Origin of the sequence: Cypionkella sp. TWP1-2-1b2, assembly GCF_049896245.1 — a bacterium.
Taxonomy (GTDB): Bacteria; Pseudomonadota; Alphaproteobacteria; order Rhodobacterales; family Rhodobacteraceae; genus Cypionkella.
In genome coordinates this window covers 43,164-64,923 of record NZ_JAFCTX010000009.1, presented here as the reverse complement: position 1 = coordinate 64,923, position 21,760 = coordinate 43,164, and the positions used below count along the sequence as shown (strand labels likewise).

Annotated in this window: 17 protein-coding genes; 9 read left to right on the top strand and 8 right to left on the bottom strand. The window is 60.8% G+C overall.

All coding sequences use genetic code 11. From position 1 onward, the window contains the following. Positions 1 to 31: 31 nt before the first annotated feature. The gene (locus ACP7AP_RS07930) at positions 32 to 748 is read right to left on the bottom strand and encodes a hypothetical protein (protein WP_426033663.1); all 717 of its coding nucleotides are present in this window, start codon (positions 746 to 748) and stop codon (positions 32 to 34) included. On the opposite strand from ACP7AP_RS07930, the gene argE reads away from it, so the two are divergent. After that, the gene (gene argE / locus ACP7AP_RS07925) at positions 747 to 2,066 is read left to right on the top strand and encodes an acetylornithine deacetylase (protein WP_426033662.1); all 1,320 of its coding nucleotides are present in this window, start codon (positions 747 to 749) and stop codon (positions 2,064 to 2,066) included. The two genes, ACP7AP_RS07930 and argE, sit on opposite strands and share 2 nt — an antisense overlap. 310 nt (positions 2,067 to 2,376) lie before the next feature. Here the strand turns inward: argE and ACP7AP_RS07920 are convergent, their stop codons facing one another. Then, the gene (locus tag ACP7AP_RS07920; protein WP_426033733.1) at positions 2,377 to 3,402 is read right to left on the bottom strand and encodes a YcjF family protein; all 1,026 of its coding nucleotides are present in this window, start codon (positions 3,400 to 3,402) and stop codon (positions 2,377 to 2,379) included. Between the two features lie 8 nt (positions 3,403 to 3,410). Further along, a complete protein-coding gene (locus ACP7AP_RS07915; protein ID WP_426033661.1) occupies positions 3,411 to 4,817 on the bottom strand; it encodes a YcjX family protein in 1,407 nt (468 codons plus the stop codon). Positions 4,818 to 4,928: 111 nt separating this feature from the next. Between ACP7AP_RS07915 and truA the strand changes: the two genes are divergently transcribed. Both truA and ACP7AP_RS07905 read left to right on the top strand, forming a co-directional pair. Beyond that, positions 4,929 to 5,705: a tRNA pseudouridine(38-40) synthase TruA gene (gene truA / locus ACP7AP_RS07910; RefSeq protein WP_426033660.1), complete on the top strand. Its 777-nt coding sequence runs from the start codon at positions 4,929 to 4,931 to the stop codon at positions 5,703 to 5,705. A gap of 337 nt (positions 5,706 to 6,042) precedes the next feature. Next, positions 6,043 to 6,327 (top strand): hypothetical protein, encoded by a 285-nt coding sequence (locus ACP7AP_RS07905; protein ID WP_426033659.1) that lies wholly within the window; start codon positions 6,043 to 6,045, stop codon positions 6,325 to 6,327. 100 nt (positions 6,328 to 6,427) lie between these two features. Here ACP7AP_RS07905 and ACP7AP_RS07900 read toward each other — a convergent pair whose 3' ends face one another. From ACP7AP_RS07900 to acs, 3 genes are all read right to left on the bottom strand, one after another. Beyond that, on the bottom strand, positions 6,428 to 8,305 hold the full coding sequence (locus tag ACP7AP_RS07900; RefSeq protein WP_426033658.1) for an MFS transporter: 1,878 nt from the start codon (positions 8,303 to 8,305) through the stop codon (positions 6,428 to 6,430). A gap of 158 nt (positions 8,306 to 8,463) precedes the next feature. Beyond that, positions 8,464 to 9,126, bottom strand: coding sequence for an adenylate kinase (locus ACP7AP_RS07895; protein ID WP_426033657.1), 663 nt, complete (start codon positions 9,124 to 9,126; stop codon positions 8,464 to 8,466). A 3-nt stretch (positions 9,127 to 9,129) separates the two neighbouring features. Next, positions 9,130 to 11,091, bottom strand: a complete 1,962-nt coding sequence (gene acs / locus ACP7AP_RS07890) for an acetate--CoA ligase (RefSeq protein ID WP_426033656.1) — start codon at positions 11,089 to 11,091, stop codon at positions 9,130 to 9,132. A 422-nt stretch (positions 11,092 to 11,513) separates the two neighbouring features. Here acs and ACP7AP_RS07885 point away from each other — a divergent pair, with 422 nt between their 5' ends. Then, a complete protein-coding gene (locus tag ACP7AP_RS07885; protein ID WP_426033655.1) occupies positions 11,514 to 12,005 on the top strand; it encodes a HugZ family protein in 492 nt (163 codons plus the stop codon). A 51-nt stretch (positions 12,006 to 12,056) separates the two neighbouring features. Here the strand turns inward: ACP7AP_RS07885 and ACP7AP_RS07880 are convergent, their stop codons facing one another. Further along, the gene (locus ACP7AP_RS07880; RefSeq protein ID WP_426033654.1) at positions 12,057 to 14,348 is read right to left on the bottom strand and encodes a right-handed parallel beta-helix repeat-containing protein; all 2,292 of its coding nucleotides are present in this window, start codon (positions 14,346 to 14,348) and stop codon (positions 12,057 to 12,059) included. Positions 14,349 to 14,690: 342 nt separating this feature from the next. On the opposite strand from ACP7AP_RS07880, the gene ACP7AP_RS07875 reads away from it, so the two are divergent. The 4 genes from ACP7AP_RS07875 to ACP7AP_RS07860 all read left to right on the top strand — a co-directional run bounded on the left by ACP7AP_RS07875 (position 14,691) and on the right by ACP7AP_RS07860 (position 19,881). Beyond that, a complete protein-coding gene (locus ACP7AP_RS07875; RefSeq protein ID WP_426033653.1) occupies positions 14,691 to 16,670 on the top strand; it encodes a polysaccharide biosynthesis protein in 1,980 nt (659 codons plus the stop codon). 210 nt (positions 16,671 to 16,880) lie between these two features. After that, entirely contained in the window at positions 16,881 to 18,986 is a 2,106-nt protein-coding gene (locus tag ACP7AP_RS07870) for a YjbH domain-containing protein (RefSeq protein WP_426033652.1), read from the top strand. A 2-nt stretch (positions 18,987 to 18,988) separates the two neighbouring features. After that, positions 18,989 to 19,561: a YjbF family lipoprotein gene (locus tag ACP7AP_RS07865; protein WP_426033651.1), complete on the top strand. Its 573-nt coding sequence runs from the start codon at positions 18,989 to 18,991 to the stop codon at positions 19,559 to 19,561. 80 nt (positions 19,562 to 19,641) lie between these two features. Then, positions 19,642 to 19,881, top strand: a complete 240-nt coding sequence (locus tag ACP7AP_RS07860; protein WP_426033650.1) for a hypothetical protein — start codon at positions 19,642 to 19,644, stop codon at positions 19,879 to 19,881. 494 nt (positions 19,882 to 20,375) lie between these two features. On the opposite strand, the gene ACP7AP_RS07855 is transcribed toward ACP7AP_RS07860, so the two are convergent. Next, on the bottom strand, positions 20,376 to 20,600 hold the full coding sequence (locus tag ACP7AP_RS07855) for a hypothetical protein (RefSeq protein WP_426033649.1): 225 nt from the start codon (positions 20,598 to 20,600) through the stop codon (positions 20,376 to 20,378). A gap of 247 nt (positions 20,601 to 20,847) precedes the next feature. Between ACP7AP_RS07855 and ACP7AP_RS07850 the strand changes: the two genes are divergently transcribed. Continuing rightward, positions 20,848 to 21,663, top strand: coding sequence for an IclR family transcriptional regulator (locus tag ACP7AP_RS07850; RefSeq protein WP_426033648.1), 816 nt, complete (start codon positions 20,848 to 20,850; stop codon positions 21,661 to 21,663). Positions 21,664 to 21,760 lie beyond the last annotated feature (97 nt).

Sequence of the window (21,760 nt, the reverse complement as noted above, 5' to 3'; positions counted from 1 at the left end):
TCAGCGCGCCGCCTTGATCCGTGAAATCCGTTCAGTTCGTCATCAAGTAATAGCTGTTTCGAGACGCGCCATTATTCTGCACCGTCACATAAAAATACCCGTTCCAAGCGGGCACGAAGTCGCAGTAAATCTTGTCGGACCAGCTTACATCATAGCAAATCGTGTTGCCGCTTTCATCGGTGACGAGAACGTCGAGGTTGGAATCGCCGTCGCCGACCACGGCCAGTTCGGCATAGCTGTCACCATAAAACGGCACCTCCCAAGTATCGGTCTGTCCCGCAGGCAGCCGCGACAGGGTAGAAGAAGCCCCGCCAACCCGGCCGCGCCCAGTCTCCACCATCGCATCCTCGACCAGCCCCGCCAGCACCTCATCCTCGCCCGCGAGCTCCTTCGCCGAGGCCATCATCGTGGCCGCATCCACCGGCAGATCCTTGCCCTCGGTCTCGCCCGCCAGTTCGGTGCCCTTAGTCTCTTTCTTGCGCTCAACCTCTTTCACCTCCACCGATCCCGCCAGCTTCGCCGCCGTCAAAACCGTTAGCGCGTCCTTGTTGGCCATACCCAAAGTATAAAGATCCTGCGCCATCGCGAAGGTCGCCACCGCCCCCTTGGTGCCAGTCGCCGAGGATTTCACATTCGGCCCCTTCGCCGCAGCCGGGGCTTCCGTCGTGGCGGTCTGCGCGAAGGCAGGCAGGCACAAAGCCACCAAAGCGGTGGTGGCAAGGGCGGGGAAAAGCGCTTTCAATGTCATGCTCTGTCCAATCGGTTGGGGCCCTTGCGGGCGATATGCGTTGAATTTGGCAGGAAGCCGGGCGTTTGGGAAGGGGCTTCCGCGTGACAAATCGTGTCACATCCGTCGTTCCCAGCCTTTCCCCTCTCGCGGCTTCGCGCTAGCCTGCTTGCATAAAAAGGAGACCCAGATGCGTGCGATTTTGGAACGGTTGCTGAGTTTTGACACGGTCAGCTCTAAGCCGAACATCGCGTTGATGGGCTATGTGCAAGACCTGCTGGCCGAGGCTGGCATTGACTCCACTCTGATCCCCGATCCATCCGGCGGCAAGGCTAACCTCTACGCCACGATCGGGCCGCAAGACCGGGCCGGAGTGATGCTGTCGGGCCATACCGATGTGGTTCCGGTGGAAGGCCAAGCGTGGACCGTGCCGCCTTTTGCGCTGACCGAAAAAGACGCGCGCTACTATGGCCGGGGGGCTGCCGATATGAAGGGCTTTGCGGCCTGCGCGATTGAGGCGGTGCTTCTCGCCGCCAAACGGCCGCTGAAAGTGCCGCTGCATCTGGCGCTGTCTTATGACGAGGAAATCGGCTGCATGGGGGTGCGCAGTTTGATTGAGATGCTGGAGGCGGCCCCTGTGCGGCCCCGGATGTGTATCGTGGGCGAGCCGACGGCGATGCAGGTGGCCACCGGCCACAAGGGCAAGATCGCGTTGCGGGCGAGCTGTGTAGGGCGCGAGGGCCATTCGGCACTGGCACCGCTGGCCCTGAACGCGCTGCATCTGGCGGCGGATTTTATCGGCGTGGTGCGGGGGTTGCAGGCAAGGGTGGCGGTGGCGGGGTTGCGGGATGGCGATTATGATGTGCCTTATTCGACGCTGCATGTGGGTAAGTTGAACGGGGGGGTGCAGGTGAATATCGTGCCGAACTCCGCCGTGATCGACTTTGAAATCCGCAGTTTGGCGGGGGAAGATACCGATGCCTTGATCGCGGATCTGCGGGCGGGAGCCCAGGCGATTGTGGCGCCTTTGCGGGGCGAGTTTCCTGAGGCAGAGATCAGGATTGAACGGCTGTGGGATTATCCGGGGTTGGGGACGGCTTCGGATGCGGCGGTGGTGAATTTTGTCAAATCGCTGACCGGGGCGAATGGCACGATCAAGGTGGCGTTTGGCACCGAGGGCGGGTTGTTTGACGCCCGCCTCGGCATCCCGACGGTGATCTGCGGGCCGGGGTCGATGGCGCAGGGGCACAAGCCGGATGAATTTGTCTCGGTCGAGCAGATCGAGCGGTGCCGCGCGATGTTGGCGGAATTGGTGGATCGCTGTGAGGTTGGGTTTTAGGCGGTGGTCCCAACTCGGGACCTTTTTTATATGTTTATAATGAAAAGGTTAGATATGTCGATTTAGGACATTTTTAACCTTTGGGCGATTTCAGGACTGTCCCCGCGCCGAGAGAAAACTCTGCGGGGCAGAGTTTTCCGGTGCGTTGCGTAAGGCGGAACGCCGTCGCGCAAGGGGATATATACAGCAGACTATGGGTTGGAAATCGGGGCGCGCCTGACTGGCTGGCGCGATTTCGCGCCTGCCGGGGGCAGGCAGGCGCGGCCCGATTTGTCGACGGACAAATCGGGTAAGAGCGACGATCGTTGCGTCAGGTTTCCTCAGTTTTCTCACCCCGCCCGAACAACCCCGCCAAGGCCCGGCTGGTGGTCGCCGAGGTCCCCGGTCGCGGCAGGGCCACGAAGGGCATCGGGCGCGACAGCTCCATCGCGGCCAAGCCAACCCGCGCGGTCAAAGCGCCGTTTACCACGCCTTCGCCAAAGCGCCGCGACAGTTTGGCGAGGATACCGCCCGAAGCCACCGAGCCGATCAGATCATCGGCCAGGGCAATCGCGCCCGCGCCCAGCAGGGCTGAGAACACCCGGCGCATCAGGCGGAAGCTGCCGATGCTGCCAGAGCGGCCTCCGTAGATTTCGGACAGGCGGCGGATCAGTTTCAGGTTGGAATAGAGTGCTGTTGCCACATCGGCCAAAGCCAGCGGCACGAAGGCGGTGACAATGGCGACTTGGCGCGCTGCGGCTTCGACCTCGGCCAGTGCAGCGCGATCCAAGGGAGCCATCAGTTCGACCTCGGCCAGCGACAGCAAAGCATCGGCGTCGAACACATCGGCTTCACGTTCTGCCAGACGGCTGCGGCCCCAAGCGGTATCGGCGCGGTCGGCATAGAGGCTGACCAAGCTGGCGGTGACAGCGCGGGCGGCTTTCAGATCGGCGCTTACGCGGGCTTCGGCTGCGGCAACACGGAGTTTATCGAGGCGGGCCATGCGGGAGAACGCCAGCAGTTCCTTGCCCGCGAGCACCAGCACTATGAGCAGAGCGAGGATCAGCAGGGTGAAGGCGAACCAGCCCAGCGCGGTGTTTGCGCTGAAAAGTCCGGTGACAAAGTTCCACGCCGACACCGACAGCACCAGCGTGAACAGGCTGCCGAACACCCAAAGCGCAAAGCGGGTGAAGCCAGAATCCCGGCGCTGGGCAAGGAAGGCCGCAGTGTGCAAAGCACGGGCGGCCCCAGCATCGGGCACGGCATCGGCCATGCCGGGGTCGGCGGCGTCACCGTCATATTCCTGCACCAAGGGGCCGTGCAGGCGGGCCCGGTCATTGGGGGGAGACTCGTTCAGATGCAGGCTCACAAGCGGTCTCCGATCAGGAATTCGGCGGCGCGGTCCAGCCGGATATGCGGCGGGCCTTCGCCGGGGCGCAGAATTGTGCGGGCCGGGGCAAATTCCATCAGGGCATAATCGGCGTCGAGCCATTTTTCGGCACCCTCACGGGCGGGCGACAGCAGGCGGGTGGGATCGGCTGGCAACTGACCCGGATACATCACCGCTTGTTTGCCATTGGACAGCAGGCGACCCCGTACAGCATCGAGGCTAACGCCTTCACGCAGAACGGTTTCTTCCACGGTGCAGCGCAGGCTTGCCATCGAGATCGCCGCGGTCTGCGCGCCTGCGAAATCGGCGCGGCTGACGGCTTCGCGCAGCATGGCGCGCATGATCCCGGTCAGGGCGGGGTGCTGGTGGTGGTGCAAATGGTCGGCTTTGGTGGCGGCGAACAGGATTTTTTCAACTCGTTTTCCGCCGAGGATACCCGTCAGCCAGCCATTGCGGCCGGGGCGAAAGGCATCCAGCACATCGGCCATGGTGCGGCGCAGGTCTTCCACGGCTTGCGGGCCTTGGTGCAGAGCGGACAGCACATCGACGAGGACGATCTGGCGGTCGATTTTGGCGAAATGCTCGCGGAAGAACGGCTGGATGACGCGGGATTTATAGGCGTCATAGCGGCGCTGCATCTCGCGCCACAGGCTGTTGCGGGGGGTGTTGGTAGGCGCGGGCAGGGGCGCAAAGGTGAGCACCGGTGAGCCTGCGAGATCACCGGGCAGAAGGAAGCGACCGGGGGTGCAATCGGACCAGCCTGCGGCGCGGGCGGCTTTGAGGTAATCGGTGAAATGGGCGGCGAGGGCTGCGGCACGTGGTTCTTCAAGGCGAAGCGAGCCATCCTCGGCGCGGGCATGGGCCATGAAATCGGCAGCCTCGGCGCGTTTGGCGATGCGGTGCAGGGTGTCTTCTGACCATTCGGTGTAGGATTTATCCAGCAAAGCAAGGTCTAAAAGCCATTCGCCAGGGTAGTCGACGATATCGACATGCAGGGTGCGGGGGCCGGCAAAGCTGTTGATGAAACCGCCGGGGCGGGTGCGGAAGGACAGCCGCAGCTCGGATATCGCACGGGTGGATTGCGGCCAGCGTGGGTCGTCCCCGGTCATCGCGGCGAGGTGGTCTTCAAAGGCAAAGCGCGGCAGGGTGTCGTCGGGCTGCGGTTGCAGATAGACCGCCTCGATGCGGTTTTGTGCTGCCGCTGCCAGTTGCGGCATCCGGGCGCGGTCGAGCAGGTTGGCGACAAGGCTGGTGATGAACACGGTTTTTCCGGCGCGCGACAACCCGGTGACGCCGATGCGCAGGATGGGTTCGTAGCCGGTCAAGGCCGAGGCTGCGGCCTCAATTTGCCGGGCAATGCCGTGGGTTAGGCCGGAAAACACCTGTGATCATCCTTCTGCTGGGGTGAACATAGGCGGCGTGGCCCGGTTTTGGAAGGCAGGACCCGTTCTCAAAGCATGGACAGGAAGCTATCGGCGCGGTAACTCACCGATATGCCCAGATATGCCATGCTCATCGACTATGACGGAGGTCCGTTCAACGGCTGGCAGCGCCAAGCGGGCGGGCAGTTGACGGTGCAGGGCGCGATTGAAGCGGCGCTGTCGCGGCTGGAGCCGGGGCCGCATACGATTGCCGCCGCCGGACGGACGGATTCCGGGGTGCATGCCACCGGGCAGGTGGCGCATTGCGATCTGGTCAAGGATTGGGACTGCTTTCGGCTCGCCTCGGCGCTGAACGCGCATCTGCGCCCCGCACCGGTGGCGGTGCTGGCGGTGGTGCGGGTGGAGGATGATTTTCACGCAAGATTCTCGGCCCACGAGCGGCGCTATCTGTTCCGGCTGGTGGCCCGGCGCGCGCCTGCGACGCATGATAAGGGCCGGGTGTGGCGGGTGCATGCGCCGTTGGATGTGGACGCGATGCGGGCGGGGGCGGCGCATCTGATCGGCAAGCATGATTTCACCACGTTCCGCTCGACCTATTGTCAGGCGGCCAGCCCGGTCAAAACGCTGGATGAGGTGTCGATTGTGACGGTGCCCTATCCCGCCGGGGTGGAATACCGCTTCACCCTGCGGGCGCGGAGTTTCCTGCACAATCAAGTGCGCTCAATCGTCGGCACGCTGGAGCGGGTGGGGGCGGGGGCTTGGGCCCCGGATCAGGTTGGACTGGCGCTAGAGGCGGCGGACCGCACAGCTTGCGGGCCTGTGTCGCCACCCGATGGGCTGTATATGACCGGGGTGTGCTATCCGGTGGACCCGTTCGCAGGACTGTAAGGCTGCGCCTTGCATCGGCCAAGCCGGGGGCTCACCCCCGGACCCCGAGGATATTTGAGCAGAGAGGATGACCATAGTTGGTTCAGACGCCCCGACGGGAGAACTAATCTTGCCGCGGGGCGTCATCCCCTCTGTCGGTCATCGGCGTCCCCGCCTGTACCGCCATTCGAGTTTGAGCGATTCGAGTTAAAAGTGGATTAACGTTATTGGTCATCCTCTCTGCTCAAGTATCCCGGGGGTTCGGGGGCTGGCCCCCGGCTTGGCGGATGCAGCGCGCAGCGGCTGCTAGACCTACCCGGCTCTGTCGCCTATCAAGGGAAAAAGCATTGGAGCCTCTATGACCCTTCCCGATCTGCTGTTGTCTCATCTGTCCGACCCATTCCGCATCGGGCTTTTGATCGCGTTGTTCATCACCATGCTGCGCACGCGGGCGGCTTCGGGGGTGATCGTTCCGCTGGCCATTGGCGCGGTGTTTGTGGCGGTGTTGCTGCCGCTGACGGCGCAGGCGCAACTGCCGGTGCCGATGGCGACCGCCATCGGGGTGGGGATTGTGGCCAATGTGATTTGGTTGGCGGTTATTCTGGCGGCATGGACGCTGTATCAGCGCCTGCGCGCCCGCTGACCCCAGCACGGTAAATAACCCGGCGCCTCATCAAACGGCTGGCATAGCAAAGGGCCGGGAGTTTCCTCCCGGCCCTTTGCCCGTTTCAGACCTCAGCCGCTTACTGGTTGTTCGCGTCCGAGAAGATGTCTTTCTTATGCGTGCCGTTTGGCACCAACAATGTGCCGATCACCACCGTCGCCAGCGCCACCACAATGGCATACCAGAGCCCCGAGTAGATGTTGCCGGATTGTGCCGAGATCGCCAGCGCAGTTGCCGGAAGCAAGCCACCGAACCAGCCGTTGCCGATGTGGTAGGGCAGCGACATGCCGGAGTAGCGGATGCGGGTCGGGAACAGCTCGACCAGCATCGCCGCAATCGGGCCGTAAACCATCGTCACCAGAATGATCAGATAGGTCAGGATCGCGACCACGCTGATGTTTTGCTTGGTGAAGATGTCAAAGAAGCCGCCCACTTTCGCCACCGTGGTATTGTCGGCAGCCACCAGCGGATAGCCCGCTGCGGTCAGAGCATCGTTAATCGACTTCTCAAAGCCGGCTTTCACGCCGGAGGCTGCATCGAGTGCGGCTTGCGCTGCATCGGTTGCGGCTTGATCGGTGCCCGCTTTGACGGTTTCCAGCGCTGCCTTTGCATCGGCAATCGCTTTGCCGTTCACACTGCCGTCATAGGCAGGGATCACGGTTTCGCCGATTTTCACCGAAGCAATCGTGCCAGCCGCCGCCTCGACGGTCGTCGAGTTGACCGAGCCTTTCAGCAGCAGGGCTTTGGCAATGTCGCAAGATTTGGAGAACTTGGCGGTGCCGACCGGGTTGAACTGGAACGAGCAATCCGCCGGGTCAGCAGTGACCAAAACCGGTGTGGTTTGTGCTGCGTGCAGCGCCGGGTTGGCGGTTGCGGTCAGCGCGTTGAACACCGGGAAATAGGTCAGCGCCGCAATCAGGCAGCCTGCCAGAATGATCGGCTTGCGGCCGATACGGTCCGACAGCGATCCGAAGAACAGGAACCCACCGGTGCCGAGGATCAGCGACCATGCCACAAAGACGTTGGCCGAATAGCTGTCGACCTTCACCACGTTCTGCAAGAAGAACAAAGCGTAGAACTGGCCCGAGTACCACACCACGGCTTGCCCAGCGGTCAGACCGAACAGTGCGATCAGTGCGATTTTGGCGTTTTTCCATTGACCAAACGCTTCGCGCAGCGGGGCCTTTGAGGCAGTACCCTCTTCCTTCATCTTCTTGAAGGCCGGGCTTTCATGCATGGTCAGGCGGATATACAGCGACACCGCCAACAGGACGAGCGACCCGATGAAGGGCAAGCGCCAGCCCCAAGCTTTCCAAGGCTCCAGCATGACTTGCGCGCCTTTGGCGTCCAGAAGCGGCGCACCGTCCAGGCCGACTTGCGGCACGGTCGGATAGTGGCCGTTGACGTAGCCCGTCAGCACCAAGATCACCACCAGGGACAACAGCAAGCCAAGCGTCGCAGTGGTCTGGATGAACGAGGTGTAATAGCCACGACGGTTTTGTGGTGCGTGTTCAGCCACATAGACAGCCGCGCCGCCGTATTCGCCACCCAAAGCCAAGCCTTGCAGCATCCGCAAGCCGATCAGGATGATGGGTGCTGCCATGCCCCAGCTTTGATATCCCGGCAGGATGCCGACGAAGAAGGTCGACAGACCCATGATCAGGATCGTCATCAGGAAGGTATATTTCCGCCCGATCAAGTCACCCATGCTGCCGAACACCAAGGCGCCAAACGGGCGCACGATGAAGCCTGCGGCGAAGGCCAGCAGCGCGAAGATGTTGCGGGTGGCTTCGGGGTATGGTGTGAAAAACTGCGCGCCGATGATCGCGGCGAGCGAGCCGTAAAGGTAAAAATCATACCACTCAAAAATCGTACCGGCGGATGAGGCCAGAATAACCTTGCGCTCCTCCGCCGTCATTGGACGTGAGCGTACACTCGCGTCTGCTAAACTAGCCATGTTGTGGCCTCCCTTGTTGTCCGGCGCTGGTCGCCGGTTCCCTATCCCAATCCAAAGCCGGGCAAAGCTCGAACAATCCCTGCCAAGGCAAGGTTCAGCCGAGAGCTGCCGGTTCTGGTATCCCCCGCAGCCGCTCCTCAACGGCTGTGGGGTATGCTTTAAGCCGCGATGTCGGCTATGATCTGGCCAAGGCTTTGGCGAATGTCAGCGATGGGGCCCATCGCGTCGATGCGTTCCAAAACGCCTTTGGACTCGTAATAGGCGATCAACGGTGCCGTCTGGGCGTGATAGGCAGTCAACCTGTCGCGCACCGTTTCGGCATTGTCGTCGGCGCGGCGTTTGAATTCCGTGCCTCCGCATTTGTCACAAACGCCTGCCTTGTGGGGGCGTTTGTGGGTGTCATGGTAGCCTTCGCCGCAACTGGCGCAGGTGTGGCGGCCCGAGATCCGGCCCACCATCGCTGTATCATCGACCTCTAGGCTGATCGCGGCGGTGATCTTTTGCCCGCTCTCGGCGAGCAATGTGTCAAGCGCTGCGGCTTGCCCAGAGGTGCGCGGAAAGCCATCCAGAATGATGCCCTTTGCCACATCGGGTTGCGCCATGCGGTCTTTCAGGATCGCCAGCACGATGTCATCGGACACCAAAGCGCCCGCCGCCATCACGGCTTTCGCGGCCAAGCCTGCCGGAGTGCCCGCCGCCACCGCTGCGCGCAACAGATCGCCGGTGGACAGCTGGATCAGACCGAAATCTTCCTCCAGCATGCGGGCTTGAGTGCCTTTGCCTGCGCCGGGAGGGCCGAGAAGGATCAGAACCGGGGCCATCGCTTACGCCTTGCTCATGCGGTTGGCGATCAGTTCTTCCACCACAGCCGGATCGGCGAGGGTGGAAATATCGCCCAACGCCCCGAAGTCATTCTCGGCGATCTTGCGCAAAATACGGCGCATGATCTTGCCCGAGCGGGTTTTCGGCAGGCCGGGGGCCCATTGGATCAGATCGGGCTTGGCGATGGGGCCGATTTCGGTGCGCACCCAAGCCTCAAGCTCTTTGCGCAAAGCGTCCGAGGGTTCCTCGCCACGCATCAGGGTGACATAGGCGTAGATGCCCTGGCCCTTGATGTCATGCGGATAGCCGACGACAGCGGCTTCGGCGACTTTCGGGTGGGCGACGAGGGCGCTTTCCACCTCTGCCGTGCCCATGCGGTGACCGCTGACGTTAATCACGTCATCGACCCGGCCAGTGATCCAGTAATAGCCATCGGCGTCGCGACGGCAGCCGTCTCCGGTAAAGTAGTAGCCGGGGTATTGGCTGAAATAGGCTTCCTCAAACCGCGCATGATCGCCCCAAAGCGTGCGCATCATCCCCGGCCAGCTGTCTGCGATGCAGAGCACGCCATCGGTTTCGGTATCGGTTTGCACCTTGGCCGTCGCCGGATCGAGCACGATGGGTTTTACACCAAAGAACGGCAAGGTGGCCGAGCCGGGTTTCTGCGGGATAGCCCCCGGCAAAGGCGTGATCAGATGGCCGCCGGTTTCGGTCTGCCAGAACGTATCGACAATCGGGCAGCGGCCCTTGCCGACATGCTGGTTGTACCAGTGCCAAGCCTCGGGGTTGATCGGCTCGCCCACCGAGCCCAACAGCTTCAGGCTGGAAAGATCGTGCTTGGCCGGCCATTCCGGGCCCATCCCCATCAGCGAGCGGATCGCGGTGGGCGCGGTGTAGAACTGGCTGACCTTATGCTTGGCGCAGACCTCCCAGAACCGCCCGGCATCCGGGTAATTCGGCACACCTTCAAACATCACCGTGGTCGCGCCATTCGCCAGCGGGCCGTAGATGATATAGCTGTGGCCGGTGACCCAGCCGACATCGGCGGTACACCAGAACACGTCGCCATCATGGTAGTCGAAGGTGATCTGCTGCGTCATCGCGGCATAGACCAGATAACCGCCCGAAGTATGCACAACCCCCTTCGGTTTGCCGGTGGAGCCCGAAGTATACAGGATGAACAGCGGATCTTCCGCCCCCATCTCGACATAGGCGCAATAGGGTTTGGCGGCGGCCATCTCGGCCTTCACATCAATATCGCGGCCATCGACCCAAGAGGTCTGATCGCCGGTATGTTTGACCACCAAGCATTTCACATGGTCATTGCAGTGCAAAAGCGCCGCATCGGTGTTGTTCTTCAGCCCGGTTTTCTTGCCACCACGTGGCGCGAAATCAGCCGTAATCACCACCTTGGCATCGGAATCATTGATCCGGTTTGCCAAAGCATCCGGCGAGAACCCGGCAAAAACGATGGAATGAATAGCCCCAATCCGCGCACAAGCCAGCATCGCATAGGCGGCTTCCGGGATCATCGGCAGATAGATCACCACGCGGTCGCCGCGCGAAACCCCATGCGCTTTCAGCACATTCGCCATGCGCGAGGTGTTTTCCAGCAGTTGCGCATAGCTGATGTGCAGGGAAGGAGTTTTCGGATCATCCGGCTCCCATATGATCGCCGTCTGGTTGGCGCGGGTCACCATATGGCGGTCGATGCAGTTGGCGGAAACGTTCAGCGTGCCGTCGTCAAACCATTTGATCGAGACTTCGCCGAGCTTGAAATTGGAGTCCTTGACGCGGGTGAAATCCTTGATCCAGTCAATCCGCTGGCCTTCTTTCGCCCAAAACGCACTTGGATCGGCGACAGAGGCCGCGTACATCGACGCATATTCTGTGGCGTTCACATGCGCATTGGCGATAAATTCTTCTGAAGCCGCATATTTCTGCGCAGCAGCGTGGTCCGACATAACTTTCTCCCCAGTTCCCAGTCAGGCCTTGCGACCCGTCCCAACGGCCTGCCGCATGGGGCAGGGCTCCCCCGTTTGTAACCCGATCATAGATCAGTTGTAAAATATTTGGTAACTCTTTTTATTCATGCGATTTTCCTGTAAATAAATTGACAAATCGGGCGGTGAATTTTGTCAATATTTAGAAAATTGGCAATGAAATTACGGTACGTCACATTGGCAGCTTAGGGTTGAAGGGCCGCGGAGGGAAGGGCGGGGGCAAGCTCGGACAATTTGGCGGGCTGTGGCTGCGCGTGGGATTGTGGCAGGCTGCGCGGATTGCCCGGTTCACAAAGGGGTGATTCGGATGCTAAGCGCAAGGCAAGCGTCCTGCAGCCAAATCTTGCCACCGAAGGTCTGCTCCCCGGTTTCAAAGGCCCGATATGACGCAAAAACGCCCCGATCCCGTTGCCGCCGCCGATGTAGAAGCCCGCGCCTTGGCGCTGTCCTTGATGCAGGCGCATCACGCCGCGCTGGCGTGGAGCGATGCCGAAACCCAGACCCCCGGTATCAGCCGCATCGCTTTCGGTTTAGACTCCTTGGGCGTGCCGATGGCGCTGATCTCGGGCCTTGCCCCGCACACGGCGGCTTTGCGCGCCAACCCCGCTTGTGCGCTGATGCTGGGGGAGCCGGGCGAAAAGGGCGATCCGCTGACGCATCCGCGCCTGATGATCCGGGCGCGGGCCAGCTTCATCGCGCCAGATGATCCCAACCGTCCCGCCCTGCGCGCGCATTGGTTAAAGGGCCACCCGAAGGCGACCCTTTACATTGACCTGCCCGATTTTGCCTTTGTGCGGCTGGAGCCGCTATCGGCGCTGCTGAACGGTGGCTTCGGCAAAGCCTTCCGGTTCAGTGCGGACGACCTGCGCCCCTGACGCCCCGGACTTGATCCGGGGCGGCGAGGAAATGGCCTTCGCAGCCCAACTTCAAACCGGATTATCCACCCGCAGCGTCACCTGCACCCGGCCCTTCACCGGGCTGGGCCATTTCAGATTGGCAAATTGCCCGCCCGCGCCCTGTTCGACTTGCGCATAAGGTGCCACGAACTGCGCCGCCCCCGCAGCATTGGTGATCGCACCTTCGGCCACCACCGCCGTGACATTGCGCGCCCGCCCGCCAAATGGCAGCAGGTTGTTGCTGTTCACCGCCCAAGTGTCCGACACGGTGTTCTGCGTATGCTCGATCAGCATCGGGCTGACCGCGCGCTGCGTCACGCCGTTGAAGGTATTCTGATCGAAGCTGATGTTGCGGAATGAATTGAACTCCAGCGTCGCATAGCTGGTGTCAATCGACTCTACCCGGTCAATATCCGAGCCGCGCGCATAAAATACATTGCCCGTGACCGACAGGCCCGCAATGAAATGCCCAGGTCCACGTGGCGTCACCATGATCCAAGCGAACCAAGGCGCGGTATACTGGCACAAGAAGGTATTGCCAGTGATTGTCAGCCCACCAAATGAGTATTCATCTGCATAGTTTGGCGCGGCATCATGCTCATTCGACAACTCGATGAAGCAGTTGTCGATGTAGTTTCCGGTGAAAAATGTTTTCGAGTTTGGCAACGTCAGCACCACCCCTGCCTTTCGGATGCCGTTGGCCGCCGTGTCGTCGCCACCGAAGAAATGGTTACCCAGAAAGATCGAATTCGACCCCGCCACCACACCAAAATGCCCAAACCGCGACGCCCGGTTGTTGCGGATTTTGATGTCATTGGAATTGGTGTTGAAGGCGATCGAGGTGCGGTTCTGCGCCAACTCGTTCTGATCGTTTGAGTAGAATTGGCAATTCTCGATGTGCAGATCCTGACACCCTTCGCCGGTCGAGGTGATGGCGCGGTCTTTCACCAGATGGAACCCGCAGTCGAACACCTCAAACGTAGCGCCCGACAGGGCTAGATTGATCGCGCTGGCATTGCCGCCACAAGTGAATTCAACCTCTGAGATCTGAAAGCGCTTCAACTCGGTAAATCCCGAGAAATCAAGCATATAGGCATAGCGGGTGAAGGTGAAGCTGCGGGTTCCTGCGGCAGCCCACAGGGCTCTGCTTAGGGTGATTGTGCTCGTGCCGACATTTTTTGAGGTCACATAAACCTCGCGCCCAACCCCAGTGCCGCTGACCCGCGCGCCCACGGGAATGGCTGCGATATTGGCCACGCCTGTCAGCGTGAATGGATTGGCAACAGCATAGGTGGCAACAGCACTCACCACCTGTGTATTCCAGCCTGGACCCGCCACAGCCACCAGATTGCCATTCACCAAACTGCGCCGCGTGCCAAAGCTGGTGAGGCCGCTGAGGGCCTGCACGTCGATCGGGGCTGTCAATTCCACCCGCCGCCCGTTCAGATCCAGCGTCACATGGTCAGTGAAAAAAAACAACGCCTGCAACGCCTTCTTGAACCCGACCAGCTCACTGCCAAACGCCGCCGCATAGGTGTCGAGGTTATAGTTGCGGGTGCAGGCCAAGCGCTGGGAATCCGGCATCACCAGCGTGCCCTCAAACTGCACCGGGTTCTCGAAGGTCAGGTGCGCGCCGATGTAATAAACCCCCGGCGACACCACCACTGTCTTGCCCACAGCCGCCGTATCCGCGGCATCAAACGCCGCGCGGTCATCGGTGACACCATCGCCAATCGCGCCATAGTCGCGCACATCCACCCAGTCGAACATGTCGGAATGGAATACATCGGTGACATCCTCGATGGTGATATCGTCAATCCGCACCACGCCGCCCGTCGGTCCGGTCAGATCAAGCCCGAAATGCCCAAACGCAGGTGCCGTGCCCCAGACCATATCCACGCCGGGGCGGTTGCCCGAGCCGATGATCGCCGTCACCGTCTTGACCGAGCCATAACCGGTCAGCGCCACATCCGGCCCCTGTTGATCGGCAGATGTCACATTGCTGCCAGAGCCTGACCCCGCCCAACCCGCAATCCGCACGGTCGGCAGCGCGCCACTGATCGCCTTCACCCGCGCGGTCACCCGCAGATACATCCCCGGCTGACACGGGATCGACTGAAAGCAGCGCAGCTTTTGCACGGCAGAAGTCTTTTGCAACTCCAGACAACCCGCGAAATCCTGATCCGATGGCACATAAGCCGCATTGGCCTGCCCAAAATACGACCCCTGGCCACTTAACCCATCCTCGCGCGACCACAGCGCCAATCCAGCCGAGAACGGCGGCGGCATCAGCACCAGCCCTTGGGTAATTGCCTTATTCATCGCGTCACCTCGCCTCGTTTTGCCCCTAAACCCGCAGCCGTTGCGGCCCCATGCTAAAAATTGAAGGCTGGGCAGGGCGTAAGGCCGAAGTGCTACAGACAAAGCGTTAACCGCCGCCAACAGCTGCGCGCGCTGGCACGGGGGAGTTTGCTGCGGATTCTACGGAGCGTATTTCCACATCCATCGGCAAGCCGCCGCCTAAAAAAGAGCCGTCCGATGAATCTGATGGTGTGGAGCGCTGTTTTTTGTGGATAGACTGTGTTATTAAACCAGAGATAAATCGTAGATTTTATCCAGCTGATTGCGACAACTTGTGCCTTTTGTTTGACCGAGGACCCCCAGATGAACCCTTATGTATATCGGATGCTGTCGATGAACCGAGGTAAAAAGCGGGTGCTTCAGGTCGCGGTTGATTTGCTGCTGCTGCCGATGATGTTCATCCTTGCGATGTGGCTTAAGCTGGATGGGTTTGGTTTTCTGCGCGACCCGCAGGTTTGGCTGGTGCTGATTCCGGTGCTGCCTGTCACGATTTATAGTTTCGTGCGGCTGGGGTTTTACCGCGCCGTGTTGCGCTATATCGCTGGGCGCGCGCTGATCACCATCCTGATGGGCTCGATGATCTCGGCGGTGACGATGACGGTAGTGGCGCAACTGGCCGATCTGCGGGTGCCGCGCGCGGTGCCGCTGATTTACATGCTGCTGACCTTTTTCAGCGTTGGTGGCGTGCGCTTTGGCTTCCGCGAACTGGTGAACTATGCGCAAAACCGCCGCAAGGAACGCGTGGCGATCTATGGCGCAGGGGCGGCAGGGCGACAGCTGTTGCAAGTGCTGCATCAGCGCAGCGACTATGTTCCGGTGGCGTTCATCGACGACTCAACGCAAGCGCAGGGCACCCATGTTGGCGGCTTGATGGTGTATTCGCCGTTGCAGATCGAATCACTGATCCGCAACAACGGCGTCAACGTTGTGCTGCTGGCGATCCCCTCGGCCAGCAAGGCGCGCCGCAATGAGATCCTGAAATCGCTGGAAATCCAGCCGCTGCTGATCCAGACCGTGCCGGGACTCGACGATATTATGACGGGTAAGGTCAGCATTGATCAGATCAATGACATCAGCATTGAAGATCTGCTTGGCCGCGATCCGGTGCCGCCGCAACGCGAACTGTTGGGGGCCAATATTACCGGCAAAGTGGTTATGGTCACCGGGGCAGGCGGCTCGATTGGCTCTGAGCTTTGCCGTCAGATCCTGCGGCTGAAGCCAAAACGGCTGGTGCTGTATGAAATCTCCGAACTCGCACTTTACACCATCGAGCAAGAACTGACGACGATGCAGGCGGCGCTGCGCTCGAATGTGGCGCTGTCTCCGGTGCTGGGCTGCATCAAATCGGCGCAGCTGGTTGATCGCACTCTGCGGCATTTCGGGGTGGAGACGGTCTATCACGCCGCCGCCTACAAACATGTGCCTTTGGTCGAGCATAATATCGCCGAAGGCGTGCGCAACATCGTGTTCGGCACCGCCACTTTGGCCGAAGCCGCGATTGCCGCCGGGGTAAAATCATTCATCCTGATCTCGTCGGATAAATCGGTGCGCCCGACCAATATCATGGGCGCATCGAAACGCTTGGCCGAACTGGTCTGCCAATCGCTTGCCGATGCGCCGCGTAACGCTGGCACCACGATTTCCATGGTCCGGTTTGGCAATGTGCTGGGCTCATCCGGTTCAGTTATTCCGCTGTTTCGCCGCCAGATTGAAGCTGGCGGCCCGATCACCGTCACCCATCCCGAGATTACCCGCTTCTTCATGACCATCCCCGAAGCTGCCCAACTGGTGATCCAGGCCGGGGCTATGGCGCAGGGGGGCGAGGTCTTCGTGCTGGATATGGGCGATCCAGTTCTGATCACTGAACTTGCCGCGAAAATGGCGCGTTTGCATGGGCTTAAGCCGATCATATTCACCGATCCCGTGGTGGAAAAACCCGGCAAGGGCGAGATCGGCATCGTGTTCACCAAACTGCGCCCCGGCGAAAAGCTGCATGAGGAATTGCTGATCGGCAATGATCCGAAATCCACCAGCCACCCCCGCATCATGTCGGCCACCGAACGCCGTCAGCCGCTGGACGAATTGTCCGCAGCCCTCGTGCAACTGGCACAGGCCTGCGACCGCAACGATGTGGAACGCATTCGCAAGATCATGATTGATCAGCAAACGGCCTATCAGCCTACCATTGAAATCTTCGATCAATTCTGGACCGGCGAAGACGAGGTTCATGTCGCTGCCGAGAAAGTCCCCGATCAACGGCGCCTGACCTTGGTGCATGGCTGAGCAGTCTGCGCCCTGTGGAGCATGGGTTTGCGCATCGCCGCGCGGAAAATTCTCGTCGCAACCGCGGCGGGAAGTATCGCCAAACGGCATCGGCATCCACACCACATGGACGTTATTTTACTGTCGCTTTGATGGTGTTTGCAAAAAATTTCGCCTATCAATAAGGCAAGGTGTCCAAACTACTGGGCGCACAGGGTGGGGTTGGCAGGCATGACGCGATCAAAATATCTGGTTTTGTGCGGGCTCTGCGGTGTATTTGCTTTGCCTGTGCAAGCCGAAATGCGCCCCAGCCTTGGGTTTTCCGGCGTCACCGGCCTGATCGACATGCCCTCGGGCGAGCAGCAAAGCGACGGCACGCTATCAGCGGTGAAATCGCAATTCGGCCCGATTGGCCGCACCACTTTGTCATTCCAGATCACGCCGCGCCTCTCCGGCAGCTTTCGCTATTCCTCGGTGAAAGACTGGTTCAACCCGCCGGAAGATGGCATCACCACCTATTCCGACCGCAGCTTTGATGTGCGCTATCAGCTGACCTCGGAAGGCCGCTATATCCCGGCGATCACCGTCGGTCTGCAAGACATCATCGGCACCGGCGTGCAGTCGGGCGAATATATCGCCGCCACCAAGACCTTCGGCGACCGCGTGAAAGTCACAGCTGGCTTGGGTTGGGGTCGCTATGGCAGCTACGGCAGCATCGGCTCGCCGTTTGGCGACCGCCCGAAGGTCGATTTCGGCGAGGGCGGCACTCTGCGCACCGGGCAATGGTTCCGGGGTGAGATGGCGCCCTTCGCCGGGGTTGAGTGGAAGGTGAACGAGCAATGGTCGCTCAAGGCCGAGTATTCCTCTGACGCCTATGTCGAAGAAGCCGAGAACCGCGCCACGTTTGAGCATAACTCTCCGTTCAACTTCGGCGTCGAATACACCACCAAAGCCAACATCCGGCTGGGCCTATATTCGCTCTACGGCTCCAAGATCGGCTTTTCGGTGCAACTGGCGCTCGACCCATTCAAAAACCCGCGCGGCGGCTCCAGTGGCCCCGGCCCGCTGCCCGTCACTGCAAGTGCTGCCGCCAAAAGCTGGGGGCCGAACTGGGTCACCGACCGTGGCACCCAAACTGCGATGCGCGATCAGACCCAAGCCATCCTCGCGCGCGACGGCATCACAATCGAAAGCATGGCGATCAGCGCAAATCGCGTGCATCTGCGCATCCGCAACACCCGGCTGGACAACGCGCCGCAAGCCATTGGCCGCACCGCCCGCGCACTGGCCGCCACCATGCCCGCCTCGGTGTCCAGCTTTGAAATCGTTGCCATGGCGCAGGGCGTGCCTTTGTCAAACGTCGTGATCCGTCGCGCCGATCTTGAGGCACTGGAATTTGCCCCCGGTGCAGACCTCGCGATGGATCAACGCGTGCAGATCCTGCCCGTGGCCGCAGCCCTGCCGGAAGGTGCCATCCGCACCAACGGGCTGTATCCGCGCTTCAAATGGGGCCTTGCCCCCTATGTCGCCACCAGCCTGTTTGATCCCGGCCAGCCTCTGCAAGCCAATGTCGGCATCCGCCTGACCGCCCGCTATGATATTGCCCCCGGATGGGTGATTTCGACCTCTATCGCCAAGCCGATTTACAAGGGGATTGAGCGATCGACCTTCCCGTCAAACAGCGAACTGCCGCATGTCCGCAGCGATTCCAACCTTTACACGCTTGAGGGCGACCCTGCCGTTGAACGGCTAACGCTGGCTTGGTATGCCAAGCCTGCCCCCGAACTTTATAGCCGTATCACCGTGGGCTATCTGGAGCGGATGTATGGCGGCATCTCGGGCGAATTGCTCTGGCAACAACCCGACAAGCCCTATGCTCTGGGGGCCGAGATCAACTATGTGCAACAGCGCGACTATGATCAGTTGTTCGGCTTTCGGGATTACAGCATCGTCACCGGCCATATCTCGGGCTATTACAGCTTCGGCGGCGGCTATCACGCCCAGTTGGACGTTGGCCGCTACCTTGCCGGCGATTATGGTGCAACGCTTGCGCTCGACCGCGAATTTGCCAATGGCATCAAAGTCGGCGCTTTCGCCACCTTGACCGATGTGCCGTTTGACACCTATGGCGAAGGCTCGTTCGACAAAGGCATCCGCATTTCGCTGCCGATGAGCTTCTTCACCGGGGGGCAGACGCAAAAGGTATCGAAAGTGACAGTGCGGCCGTTGTTGCGCGATGGTGGCGCGCGATTGGATGTCGATGGCCGGCTGTATGACACGGTCCGGCAATATCAGGAAACCGACCTTGACGCCGCCTGGGGGCGGTTCTGGAGATGATCTTGCGCCGCAGCCTGTTGACCTTAGCCGCAGTCGTCTCGCTCGCCGCCTGCAATGCGGCGGCAGTAAAAACCGCAGCCAGCAAGTTGCTGGGGCCAACGGCGTCGCCAGCAGTCAAACCCGCCGCTGGCGCACCGCAGATCTGGCTGACGCTGGTGTCACGCGGTATCAAATTCCCTATGTCGCAGATCAGCCAACGCGACGGCGTCACGATCTATGCCTCGAAGGGTGGTGCGCAAGTGTTTTTGCGCAATGGTATTTTGATTGGCACGCGTGGCATTGGCCGCGATCTGATGTCCGCCGATGCGCCCAGCCCTGCGGCCTTGCGCGCAGGGGCCGCGCATCAGCGCAGCTATTACGACATTGACGGCACTGATACGACGATTCGGCATGTATTCACCTGCACGGTTGAGCGGGATGCCGCCGTCGGAAATGCCATAGCCGAGGCCTGCACAGCTGATATTGGCACGATTCTTAACCGATATTGGTTCGATTCTGCTGGTTCTATAAGCAAATCGCGGCAATGGGTGTCGCAGGGTGTCGGATATGCCGCGGTTGAGCGAAAAGATGGCTGATTTCTCTTGTGTCAGACTTTTCTTTTACCCCTTCTCACTGTATGGTTGCTGAGACCGTCCATCCAACCGGAGTATTTCCAATGAAAAAAATCACCTCGTTCGCACTTGGTTCCGCGCTTGTTCTGGCTTCCTCGGCAGCTTTCGCTGGCGGGATTGTTGACCCGATCGTTGAGCCTGTTCCCGTCGTCGTCGAAGAAAGCAGCTCGTCCTCGGCTACTCCGCTCTGGGCTGTCATTGCTGGCGTCGTGGTTGTTGGCGCGCTTCTGTCGAACGACAGCAACTCCAGCTCGAACACTAACGGTGGCGCGGCAGCTAACTAAGAAATACTTACTGCCCCCTTACCGGGTGGTCGTATGGAGTACGAAACGCTCAAGCTTTGCTTGGGCGTTTTGTTTTTCGGCGGCACCGCCATGCTGGCGGTTTGCACATTGCGGCATCAGGCAGTCACATGAACTGGCAACCGCCACGGACAGCGGCTTAGATTTTCTCAAAAGCAGAACTATCGGACGTTGGTTCGGCGCAAGCGACAGCCAGCGCTTTGCGTTTCAGCGCAACGCTGCCCCGCTTTGACCTATGCCTGATCCTGATGCTGCAACCGTAAACCGCCCCCGCAAAACGCCCCCGATCAAGCTTCAATGCGCGCCAACGCCCGACAGATGCCGTCCCACCTGCCAAGCTATCAGCCTGGCCAAAAGCTTAACAATTCCTGAACGCTAATCTGTAACCCATTGATCTGTATGTAGCGCACCCCCTGTCCACGCGTGGACAGGCCTTCAATACCCCTTGCCCCGCAGCGCCGATACAGCGCACGAACCTAAGCCACCGCCGCCTCAATCGCGGGCTTGCGATCCGCAAACGAAGTCAGATGCAGCATCGCCGCCTGATAGGCCAGCACCCCGGTAAACCGCGGCCGCTCCGTCGCCTCAATCGCCCTCGCCAGTTCCACAACTGCCTCACTCCCCCTCAATCCCAAAGCCCGCGCACCCATGTTGACGATACTGCGCTCCAACGCCTCCAAATCCAGCAGCAGACAGGGCACACCCCCCGCCGCCCCCCCCCATCCCCGGCCGCGGCAGCGCCGGAATGTCATAGCCCAGCTCTAAACCGCTGAAATCTATCTGCGGTCTTCTTGCTGATCCGCGCGCAGATCTACCGAAAACCCAAACCTCCACCACCTGTCGCGCAAGAGTCGAAAGTTTTTTTCAACGCCACAATCCATGCTACGCTGCATCTGCATCCTATTTTCACTCCGGCCCCGCTGCGGTGCCGCGCAGAAGGGCCGTCCCATGTCGAACCCACCCCGCCTGCGCGGCCGCCCAAGATCCACCACCGACAAGACCGAGCAGAACACCGTCCAAGCGCTTGACCGCGCGCTTGGTCTGCTGAAACTGCTGGCGGATAGCACGGGCATGACCCTGTCGGAACTCGCCGAACGCAGCGCGTTGCCCGTCGCCACGGTGTTCCGCGCTCTTGTCACGCTGCAAGGTCACGGCATGGTCGAGGCCGAAGACCCCGGCCAAGTCTGGCACATCGGCCCTGGCACCTTCCGCGCCGGGTCGGCCTTTCTGAAGCGCACCAAAATCACCGAACGCGCCCGCGCCCCGATGGAGGCTTTGCGCGACGCCACCGGCGAAACCGTCAGCCTTGGCATTGAGGCTGCGGGCGAGGTCTTGTTTCTTGCCCAAGTTGAAGCCACCGCCGATCTGCGCGCTTTCTTCCCCCCCGGCAGCACCGGGCTGATGCATCTTTGCGCCCCCGGCAAGGCGCTGTTGGCGTGGTATGCAACGGAAAAGACAGAAGAAATACTGCAACGCAAAGGCATGACCCGCGCCACCACCCTCTCGCTCTCCAGCCCGGAAAGCCTAAGTCGCGACCTCGCTCGCACCCGCGAGCGCGGCTTTGCCATCGACGATCAGGAACGCGCCGAAGGCATGCGCGGTGTTGCTGCCCCGATCTTCAACGCCTTCGCCGAACCAGTCGCCGCCATCAGCATCGCTGGCCCCACCTTCCGCCTGGGCCTGTCCGACGCCACCCGTTTTGGCAGCCTTGTGCGCGCCAGCGCTGACCAGATCACCGAAGCCACCGGCGGCCAACGCCCCTAGCCCTTGCTCTTTTTGAAATACTCCCGCGCGGAGCGCTTCTTTGTCACCCCGGGCGCGCCAATTATTTGATCAAAACCCCGTCGCCCCCATTGATCGA